Raw genomic sequence first — 10886 nt, 5'->3', positions numbered from 1 at the left:
TGCTCCCGCTGGACTGCGCAGCAGTCCCATTTTCTGGGGTCGCTTCGCGGCCCAGCGGGAGCAAGCTCCCTCGCCACAGGCCGACGGTTGCCTGCTCTAGCGCTTAACTGACTGGCATTGGGGCAAGCCCCCTCCCACATTTTGAATGTATTCACACATCAAAGCGTGGGAGGGGACTTGCCCCCGATAGCAATCTGATAGGCGCCACCTTACCAAACAGGCTCACCACCGACCAGAAAGCAAAACGCCAGCACGAGGCTGGCATTCTGCATTTCAGGCTGCGATCAACGCGGCACCACCGGCTTGCGCGCAGGCTTGCCGCCCTTGCCCTTGGCCGCATCGGTACGTTCCTTCGCCGCCTGCTTGTTGCGCGCCTGAGCCGCCGCCTTGGCTTGCTCGCGCTTGTCCCACGGGTTGCTGCCGTCGCTGCCGCGTGGCGGCAGGCCGGTGTGCTGGGTGAGGATCTTGGTGGTGGTTTCCTTGGCGACCTTGTGGCTACCGGCCGGCGTCGAGTTTTTGCGACGGGCGCTCTGGTAGCTGTCGGTGCTCGGCTGATGCAACGGGATCAACTGCTCCTTGCCCGGCCCGATCAGATCGGCACGGCCCATGCGGGTCAGCGCTTCGCGCAGCATCGGCCAGCCTTTCGGGTCGTGATAGCGCAGGAACGCCTTGTGCAGGCGGCGCTGCTCTTCGCTCTTGACGATCGTCACCGCGTCGCTCTTGTAGGTGACCTTGCGCAGCGGGTTCTTGCCCGAGTGATACATCGCGGTGGCGGTGGCCATCGGCGACGGGTAGAACGCCTGCACCTGGTCGGCACGGAAGCCGTTGCCCTTGAGCCACAGGGCCAGGTTCATCATGTCTTCATCGGTGGTGCCGGGGTGGGCGGCGATGAAGTACGGGATCAGGTACTGCTCCTTGCCCGCTTCCTTGGTGTACTTCTCGAACATGCGCTTGAACTTGTCATAGCTGCCAATGCCCGGCTTCATCATCTGGTTGAGCGGACCCTCCTCGGTGTGTTCCGGGGCGATCTTCAGGTAGCCACCCACGTGGTGGGTGACCAGCTCCTTGACGTATTCCGGCGACTCGACGGCGAGGTCGTAGCGCAGGCCGGAAGCAATCAGAATCTTCTTCACACCCGGCAACGCACGGGCACTGCGGTACAGCTGGATCAGCGACGAGTGGTCGGTGTTCAGGTTCGGGCAGATGCCAGGGAACACGCACGACGGCTTGCGGCACGCGGATTCGATTTCCGGGCTCTTGCAGGCGATGCGGTACATGTTCGCGGTCGGGCCGCCGAGGTCGGAAATCACGCCGGTAAATCCTGGAACCTTGTCGCGGATCTCTTCGATTTCGCGAATGATCGATTCTTCGGAACGGTTCTGGATGATGCGGCCTTCGTGCTCGGTGATCGAGCAGAAGGTGCAGCCGCCGAAGCAGCCACGCATGATGTTCACCGAGAAGCGGATCATGTCGTAGGCCGGGATTTTCTCCTTGCCGTACACCGGGTGCGGCACACGGGCGTAAGGCATGCCGAACACGTAGTCCATTTCTTCGGTGGTCATCGGAATGGGCGGCGGGTTGAACCACACGTCCACTTCGCCGTGCTTCTGCACCAGGGCGCGGGCGTTACCTGGGTTGGTTTCCAAGTGCAACACGCGGTTGGCGTGGGCATACAGCACCGCGTCGCCACGGACTTTTTCCACCGAGGGCAGGCGGATCACGGTCTTGTCGCGGGTCATGCGCGGGCTGGCCAGAATCTGCACCACCTTGGCTTCTTCCGGATCATCCACCGGGCCCTTTTCCTGCTCGATGGCGCAGGCCTGGGTGTCCTGGGTGTTCACGTACGGGTTGATGATCTTGTCGACCTTGCCCGGACGGTCGATGCGCGTGGAGTCCACTTCGTACCAGCCCGCAGGCGTATCACGCCGGATGAACGCGGTGCCGCGTACATCAGTGATGTCTTCGATCTTGTGGCCCCACGACAGGCGCTGCGCGACTTCGACGATGGCCCGCTCGGCGTTGCCGTACAGCAGGATATCGGCGGTGGCGTCGATCAGGATCGAGTTGCGCACCCGGTCCTGCCAGTAGTCGTAGTGGGCGATGCGGCGCAGGGAGGCTTCGATGCCGCCGAGCACGATCGGCACGTTCTTGTAGGCTTCCTTGCAACGCTGGCTGTACACCAGGCTGGCGCGGTCCGGGCGTTTGCCGGCCATGCCGCCGGGGGTGTAGGCGTCGTCGGAGCGAATTTTCTTGTCGGCGGTGTAGCGGTTGATCATCGAGTCCATGTTGCCGGCCGCGACGCCGAAGAACAGGTTCGGCTCGCCGAGCTTCATGAAGTCGTCTTTGGACTGCCAGTTCGGCTGGGCAATGATCCCGACGCGAAAGCCCTGGGACTCCAGCAGCCGGCCGATGATCGCCATGCCGAACGACGGATGGTCAACGTAGGCATCACCGGTGACGATGATGATGTCGCATGAATCCCAGCCAAGCTGATCCATCTCCTCCCTGCTCATCGGCAGGAATGGCGCAGGGCCGAAACATTCGGCCCAGTACTTGGGATAGTCAAATAACGGCTTGGCTGTTTGCATGACGGTGACCGGTGTTGAGATGAAAAATCGCGGGCGCGGAATATAGCACAAAAAGTAACCAATTCCGACGGCTTTGGTCGGTTTCTCTGCATCATCCCATCGCGCCCCTCCTCTGGCGTCCGAACAATCGGGAAAGTGACACTGAAACCGACACTTGCACGGCCTGTATCAACACGGGCCGACGCTAAGACATTCAAGGATGAGGTTTTAATGACCAGAAAGACGCCCAAGGGCACAGACACCGCCAACCCGACAAGACAACCGAGTGTCGAGGCTCAAATAACCGGCGGCCAGGCGCCGATCAATGGCAGCGCCACCCGAATACCGATCCTGCGCGCGCCGCACATACCCACGACCACCCACCATCCGAACCCTGACCTGGATGCGATCACGTCGGCACCCGCGGTGACAGTCAGCGCGATAACGTCAGCCCAGGCCACCACAACCACTACGCCTTCAGCGCGCCCACTGAAGGACTTCTGGATCAAAAGTCCTCACGCGTTATCTCCAGCCGATGCCGAGGGCATCAGGACGAATCGGGGGCGCAAATATGTTGATGTGCCTGACGGAGGCGTCGTACTGGTCGCCTCAGAGCCGGGCACCGGCCTTTACCGGGCCAAGCTCGCAAACGAACTGAACGCCTCCGGGCCGGTACTGCTGCGCGATCCGGACAGCGGCCTGTGGCACCCCCAGCAAGACTTCGAACCTGCGACGTTTTCGTTGTCCGACACCCACCTTGAGGCCTTTCGTACGCGTATCGACTTTACCGACGTCGCGCCCGGCAGCGACGGCCTGCACAGGCACGACGGTAAGCTTTATGCAGTGATTCAGCACCACGGCTACCAAGTGCTGCACGATCTTGATGCATCGACCCCGCATACGCCGGTGATGCGCATTGTCCGCGCCGAGGACGCCGTTGCGCAAAGCGCCGACAACCGCTATGTGGCGACGCGCCCGGGCAGATCGCAAGCCATTGTGTTCGATCCGTCGCAAGGCTGGATCGGCGTCAACGTGGGCGGTTCCGGCGGAATGCGTCGACGACTGACAGAGCGCGTCAGCACTACAGTCAATCGACTGAAAAGCCCGACCGAGCGCGCCCGAGAGTTGTACCCCTCTTTCGGCGAGTATCAGATTCAGCGGACCATTCAATCCCTCGGCGATGATGTCACCGGCAGCCTCGCACATCGAGAGGCGGAGTACGCAACGCTCAAAGCAACGCTGTCGGCCTGGGTTCTGGCCGATCAGCAGACAGCTCATCCTGCGGACACGCCCAGGGCACGCGCCGCCGAGAGCCTCAAACGCTGCTGGCGCCGAGAGTCTTCGGACATCCTGAGCATCGATCTCGCCAATGAGGCACTGCCGGAGATCAAAGCCGACTTCAGTTATGTCATGGAACTGAGAATGGAGGCTGTCGTATGGTCGGATACCGCCGACGCATTCCTCGCCGGCCTCCCGAACCTTGCAAGGCTGAGCGTGACACGCAGTACGCTCGATAAACTCCCGGCCAGCATCGATGGCAGGTTGAGCCTTTTGATTGACCTGGACCTGAGTTCGAACTCGATTCGACTGGATGAGCCCGCCGCAAGAAAACTTGGAGAGCTCACTAAACTCGATAACCTCAACCTTTCCGGAAACCCGCTCGGAACCACGCCTGACTTCAGCGCCTTGTATAACCTTAGAAAGGTAAATCTGCGCAACACGCAACTGGAGCATTGGCCCAACGGCTTGCAGACACAGAAGTATCTGGAAAGCATCGACCTGCGTAATAACCAACTGCGCCAAATACCTGAAGCAATCCTCAACCCGCCGGCTGCTCAGTCCGAACGCATTGGCCAAATCAACAGCGTCACGCTGATTGAAGGCAATCCATTCCCGCCCGGCTACTGGCGAGTGCTGGTAGCCTATTGGCAACGCGTGACCCAACAGCATCCCAATCTGGAACCGTCTCCTCTAACCAATGCGTTCGTAATTGGGGACACTCCAGAGGTGGCGATGGTGCAGCGGCTATACCCGGACAAGAGCGCCCAGCAAGCCGGAGCGTACTTTCTGGATTTGGATGACGCAGGCGCGGCGCAACTGACCAAACGCGTGCAAGCGCTTGACCAACTGGAAACCGAGTTGGCCAAGTACGTGAGTGACCAAAACGGCAACGCCATCGAAACCGCCCATGCGAGCCTGGCGGCGCCGATAACGGCCCAACGAATCAAGGAGAACTTTGCTCAGCAATTGGAGGCGTTGAGTCTGGATTTAGGGAACGGCCCGCTTCCGGTCCTGACCGCTGACTTCGGTCATGTCCTGGAACTGAAGCTCATTTCGCCGAATTGGTCGAGCACCGCCGACAGGTTTCTGGCCCATTTCCCCAATCTCGAGACCTTGAGCATCACGGGCGGCAATCTCAATAAACTACCCGCCCACCTTGAGAAAATGGGCTCATTGAATACTCTCGACTTGAGAAAAAACAAGATCGAGCTGGATCAACAAGCCCTGACCTCACTCGGCAAACTGAAAGGGCTCTACACGCTGAACCTGAGCCAAAACCCGCTGAAGCTCACCCCCGACTTCAGCGGCATGCGCTGGCTGACAACCCTTGACCTGAGCCATACCGGGATCCGGCACTGGCCAACCGGTTTGCGCCCTGCCCAGACGTTTCACAAGCTTGATTTGCGGCATAACCAGTTGACCGAAGTCCCACTGGAAAACCTCCACCCCTCCCCTGAGCAGCTGGAGTCAGTCGCCCAGCTGAACAGCGTCACCTTCCTCACCGGCAACCCCTTCCCCCTGCACTATGCGAGAAAATTCGAAAACTACTGGAAACGCCTGAACCGGTCACGCCCTGACCTGCTGGACTATGTCGACGCCAAAGCATTCGACGCCGACAACTCGTTTACTCAACGTTACTCACGGTTGTATCCAAAAGAAAACCTGAAGCGGGTCAAAAAATTCCTCTGGAGGATGGATCGAGTGACGACGGATAACACACTTCGTCGCCTGGAGCTGGAACATGACACCCTGAAATCCCAGCTCGATGCATGGGCCTATACCGGCGAAGCAGGCCGTCAGCAGTACATTCGAGCGAATCAGCCGCAGGCCGGCTTCGCCACCCGGCGTGACCGACTCGAAGCGCATAAGCGGATCATGAGTTGTTGGCGGCGCGAGACACCGCAAACATTCGCCAATGACGGCACTCCCCTCGGACTGGCACTCAAACTCAGCCATCTGACGCTGCCGAGCCTGCCGGAACTAAAGGCGAACTTTGGCCACGTCAGCTCGCTGAAACTCGACCACATGAACCTGACTACATCACCGGAAAGGTTTCTCACCCGATTTCGGCACCTGCGCTGGCTGGACATGTCCGACAACCAGTTACGCGAGATCCCTCCAGCGCTAGGGCAAATGAACGGGTTGACACGCCTGTATCTGCACCGCAACCAGATTCGCCTGACCGAGGACAGCGCGCGCATTCTCTCGGAACGAACAACCCTCAGAGCATTGAACCTGCGTGACAATCCGCAGCTTGGCATCGCACCGGATTTCAGCCGGATACCTGACATGCGATCGCTATGGCTGAACAGGACTGGCATCGACACCTTCCCCACCGGCCTCGCCGAGCAACCGCTACTGGATACGGTTGAGCTGATCGGGAATCGGATCAGTACGATTCCCGACGCGTATATAGCTCCACCTGATGAACGACTGGCGCAAACAGCTCGCATCAACAACGTGATCGATATCAGCGATAACCCACTCTCCGAAGCAACCCTTGCGCGGCTTGAGCTGTACAGGGTTCGGCTGGAAAATGCCGGGGAGACCCTGTCTGATCCAAATAACTTGCTCAGCACCTCCATCGCCGCTCCTGCCTTTCGCGCCGTTAACACTACCGACACGCTCTTGATGAGGCGCTGGTTCAGCGGACTCTCCGCCGGGCAGATTGCGTCCAGGACCGCCCAATGGAATGCGCTACGTCAGTACGCGCTCTCGGACAGTTTCTTCAACACCCTTGAACGCTTGGTGGATACGCCGGCAAGTCACCCGGACCTGCAGCGTCGGGTGTGGGTAATGATGGACGCCATGAGTGAGAACACGCCGGGGGCCGACAAGCTACGCAGGGAGCTGTTCGACCGGGCGGGCGAAGCCGGTTGCTGTGATCGTGCAGCGTTCACCTTTGGCAACCTGGAAACCCGCGTAATGATTTACAGGGCCCTCGCGCAGGCCAAGGACCCGGCGCAAGGCGTCGTGCTGGCGAAACTGTCCAAAGACCTTTTCCGGCTACACGAAGTCGACAAGATTGCAGCCGCCGACATCGCAAACAGCAAGAACATACTCGCCGCAGGAACAGCGAACCCCGATCAGCTTCAGCAGCACCGTAACCGGGTAGCGGAAGAGGTAGAGATCCGGCTCGCCTATCGTTACAAGCTCAAGGACAGGCTCGATTTGCCGGGCCAGACTGAAGACGCGCGCTTTATCGAATTCGCTCACGTCACACAACCCATGTTGGATGCCGCGTATAAAAAAGTCTTGGCGCTGGATGACTCGCCCGAAGAATTCCAGGCGTTGGTCGAGAGAGAGTTCTGGCAGGAGTACATCACCCACAAATACAAGACGCTATTCGAAACGCAGCGCCAGCCGTATCAGGATCGCCAGGCAATACTTGACGATTTGTTCGCCACCAAAGAACTGACGAACACCGCGTACGAGGCTCAGTCCAAGGCGTTGCAGAACTCGCTTGCGAAAGACGAAGCGGCGCAGATCGAAACACTGACGCGCGAAGAACTTGCTATGCACAGGCCCGCAGCCAAAACGCTCGCAGACACAGCGACGAAAACCGATTAACGCTGAAGCCGGCAGTTGGCGCCCTGAAACAGATTATTCGTCGTCGAAGTTATAACTGCCCGGCGCAAGGTTTTCGAAACGGGTGTATTTGCCGATAAAGGCCAGGCGCGTGGTGCCGATCGGGCCGTTACGCTGCTTGCCGATGATGATTTCAGCGATGCCCTTATGCTCGGTCTCGGGGTGATACACCTCGTCGCGGTACACGAACATGATGACGTCGGCATCCTGCTCGATCGCTCCGGATTCACGCAAGTCGGAGTTGATCGGGCGTTTGTTCGGCCGTTGCTCCAGGGAGCGGTTGAGCTGGGACAGCGCCACGACCGGGCAGTTGAACTCCTTGGCCAGGGCTTTCAACGAGCGGGAAATCTCGGAAATCTCGTTGGTCCGGTTGTCGCCGCCGGAGCCTGGGATCTGCATCAACTGAAGGTAGTCGATCATGATCAATGCGATATCGCCGTGCTCACGCACCAGGCGGCGGGTACGCGCGCGCATTTCCGACGGGCTGATACCGGCGGTGTCATCGATGAACAGCTTGCGGTCGTTAAGCAGGTTGACCGCCGAGGTCAGACGCGGCCAGTCGTCATCTTCAAGTTGGCCGGAACGCACTTTGGTCTGGTCGATACGGCCCAGCGACGAGAGCATACGCATGATCAACGATTCACCTGGCATCTCGAGGGAGTACACCAGCACCGCCTTGTCGCTGCGCAGTACAGCGTTTTCCACAAGATTCATCGCAAAGGTGGTCTTGCCCATCGACGGACGGCCGGCAACGATGATCAAGTCGGACGGCTGCAGGCCGCTGGTCTTCTCGTCGAGGTCGGCGTAGCCGGTGGAAATGCCGGTAATCGCGGCATCAGTGTTGAACAAGGTGTCAATGCGGTCGATGGCCTTGGTTAGCAGGTCGTTGACGCTGACCGGGCCGCCGGTCTTGGGCCGTGCTTCGGCGATCTGGAAGATCTGCCGTTCGGCTTCGTCGAGAATCTCTTCGGCCGTGCGACCTTCGGGGTTGAAGGCGCTGTCGGCGATTTCGGTGGCGATGCCGATCAGCTGGCGCAAGGTGGCCCGTGCGCGAACGATCTGCGCGTAGGCCTTGATGTTGGCCACCGACGGGGTGTTTTTTGCCAGCTCGCCCAGATAACCGAGCCCGCCCACTTGCGAGGTCTGACCTTCCTTGTCCAATTGCTCGGCAAGGGTCACGACGTCGATCGGCGAGTTCAGGTCAGCCAGCTTGGCGATGGCGCGGAAAATCAGGCGGTGGTCATGGCGATAGAAGTCACCGTCCGAGACTTGATCCAGCACGCGTTCCCAGGCGTTGTTGTCCAGCATCAAACCACCGAGCACGGCCTGTTCGGCCTCGATGGAATGCGGCGGCACCTTCAGGGCAGCGGTTTGCAGATCGTATTGCTCAGGAGCGGAAATTTCGTTCATGGCCACTTGGAATTCGGGGTGTGTAGAAAAACAAAAGGCACGACCTGTAAACAGGATCGTGCCCGATGTTAACCGCCTGGCACACGGGGTGCCAGTCAGTTAGCTTGCTTTAAGCTGCTACCACTACAACGCGTACGGTGGCTTCAACTTCGGCGTGCAAGTGCACGGCTACGTCGAATTCGCCTACGTTGCGGATGGTGCCGTTCGGCAGACGAACTTCGCTCTTCTGCACTTCAACGCCGGAGGCGGTCAGTGCATCAGCGATGTCGTGGGTGCCGATCGAACCGAACAGCTTGCCTTCGTCACCGGCGGTGGCAGTGATAGTCACTTCCAGCTCAGCCAGTTGGGCAGCGCGAGTTTCGGCCGAAGCTTTTTTGTCTGCTGCGGCTTTTTCCAGCTCAGCACGACGCTCTTCAAACGCAGCCAGGTTGGCAGCGGTTGCAGCGGTGGCTTTGCCGTATGGCAGCAGGTAGTTACGACCGTAGCCGGCCTTAACGTTCACTTTGTCGCCCAGGTTGCCCAGGTTGGCGACTTTTTCCAGAAGGATCAGTTGCATGTGAAAATCCTCTAACTTTTAACCTTCACCGTTCGCGCTATCGGCATCTTTCGATGCCAGACGTCCGCGAAAATCAATCAGGCCGTCGACAATGGCCAAGACCACGAGTAACGGATAAATCAGCTGCATGAACAGCAACAGCGTGACGTACAACCCCACCAGCCAAAACTTGGCCAGGCGCTTGCGCGCAACAAGCCCATGAATCAGAGCCAGCCCGGAAAACACCAGCGGTACGCTGCAAATCGGCGCCAGCAAGGCCATCTGTGGACCGAAATTCGGTCCGACAACCATGCACGCCAGCAGCAACATCGCCGGCCCCGCGGGAATTCTGATACTGCGAAACTCGCGACCAAAACCACCCGGGTTGTACAACAACGCCTGCCAATAACGCCCAAGAATCAGGCTCAGCACGCTGACGACCTGCAACAAAGCCGCAATCAAACCGGTCAGGACCGGAGCAATCAGTGACGCAAACCGCGCTCGCTCATCTACCGACAATTGCTGGTAGAGATCCCCGAGGGCCAGCGGCAGGATCTTGACGATTTCCTGCGACAGCGCCTCGATTTGCGGGCGGAAAGCCGCGCCAAGCATCACTGAGTACACCAACCCCAATGCCACGCTGACCAGCAGCGTGCGGACCCAGGACTCACTTGCGCGTAAAACCAACGCAAGGCTCGATGACCCCAGCAGTACCAGAAGCACCCGTGGATCACCCATTTGCAGCCACCAGATCAAGGCCGGCAACAAACCCAGGGCAAGAACGCCAAGGGCGTCCTTCAAACCGCGCCGCAGGAGCACAAGGCAACCAGCGGCAGCACCCAACCAATAAAGCAACGGCAATGCCGCACAGCCGGCCACTACCAGAGTGGCCTGCATACGACCGCGCATGATGAACTCAGCTAAGGCGCGCATGCATTCAATCCCTTACTACTTGTCGACTGCCCGGTCTCAGCGGCCGTGGCTGTCGGTGTAGGCCAGCAGGGCCAGGAAGCGGGCGCGCTTGATAGCGGTGGCCAGCTGACGCTGATAACGTGCTTTGGTACCGGTGATACGGCTTGGAACGATTTTGCCGGTCTCGGATACGTAGGCTTTCAGAGTGTTGAGATCTTTGTAATCGATCTCTTTCACGTCTTCAGCGGTGAAGCGGCAGAATTTACGACGACGGAAGAAACGTGCCATTTGATAGGCTCCTTAAAAGGTCCGTGGATTACTCGTCAGCGTTATCGCTGTTGTCGCTGTCATCACTATCAGCGCTATCAGCGCCTTCGTGCTCAGGACGGTCGCGACGCTCACGGCGCTCACTGCGGTTTTCTTCAGCCTTGAGCATCTCGGATTGGCCGGTAACGGCTTCTTCGCGACGGATGACCAGGTTACGGATCACTGCATCGTTGTAGCGGAAGTTGTCTTCCAGCTCGGCCAGGGCCTTGCCGGTGCATTCAACGTTCAGCATCACGTAGTGAGCCTTGTGAACATTGTTGATTGCG

At 59.2% G+C, this 10886-nt stretch carries 7 protein-coding genes; 1 reads left to right on the top strand and 6 read right to left on the bottom strand.

What is annotated here, in order from left to right:
• Positions 1-284 precede the first annotated feature (284 nt).
• Positions 285-2588 carry a YgiQ family radical SAM protein gene (locus Q1V60_RS07680; RefSeq protein ID WP_300628925.1) on the bottom strand — a complete coding sequence of 768 codons (2304 nt, stop codon included), beginning with the start codon at positions 2586-2588 and terminating at the stop codon, positions 285-287.
• Positions 2589-2798: 210 nt separating this feature from the next.
• Between Q1V60_RS07680 and Q1V60_RS07675 the strand changes: the two genes are divergently transcribed.
• Complete coding sequence (locus Q1V60_RS07675; RefSeq protein ID WP_300628923.1) at positions 2799-7418, top strand: NEL-type E3 ubiquitin ligase domain-containing protein; 4620 nt, start codon at positions 2799-2801, stop codon at positions 7416-7418.
• A 33-nt stretch (positions 7419-7451) separates the two neighbouring features.
• On the opposite strand, the gene dnaB is transcribed toward Q1V60_RS07675, so the two are convergent.
• From dnaB to Q1V60_RS07650, 5 genes are all read right to left on the bottom strand, one after another.
• Entirely contained in the window at positions 7452-8846 is a 1395-nt protein-coding gene (dnaB, locus tag Q1V60_RS07670; protein WP_300628922.1) for a replicative DNA helicase, read from the bottom strand.
• A gap of 109 nt (positions 8847-8955) precedes the next feature.
• Complete coding sequence (rplI, locus tag Q1V60_RS07665) at positions 8956-9402, bottom strand: 50S ribosomal protein L9 (protein ID WP_003171376.1); 447 nt, start codon at positions 9400-9402, stop codon at positions 8956-8958.
• A gap of 18 nt (positions 9403-9420) precedes the next feature.
• Complete coding sequence (locus Q1V60_RS07660; RefSeq protein ID WP_300628920.1) at positions 9421-10314, bottom strand: hypothetical protein; 894 nt, start codon at positions 10312-10314, stop codon at positions 9421-9423.
• 36 nt (positions 10315-10350) lie between these two features.
• Positions 10351-10581, bottom strand: a complete 231-nt coding sequence (rpsR, locus tag Q1V60_RS07655) for a 30S ribosomal protein S18 (protein ID WP_002551829.1) — start codon at positions 10579-10581, stop codon at positions 10351-10353.
• 28 nt (positions 10582-10609) lie between these two features.
• Positions 10610-10886 (bottom strand): 30S ribosomal protein S6 (locus Q1V60_RS07650; protein ID WP_300628917.1); only part of this gene is annotated, 277 nt, incomplete at its 5' end.

Origin of the sequence: Pseudomonas sp., from assembly GCF_030147005.1 — a bacterium.
Taxonomy (GTDB): Bacteria; Pseudomonadota; Gammaproteobacteria; order Pseudomonadales; family Pseudomonadaceae; genus Aquipseudomonas.
The sequence above is the reverse complement of the archived record's forward strand: the minus strand, read 5'-3'. Positions and strand labels throughout refer to the sequence as shown.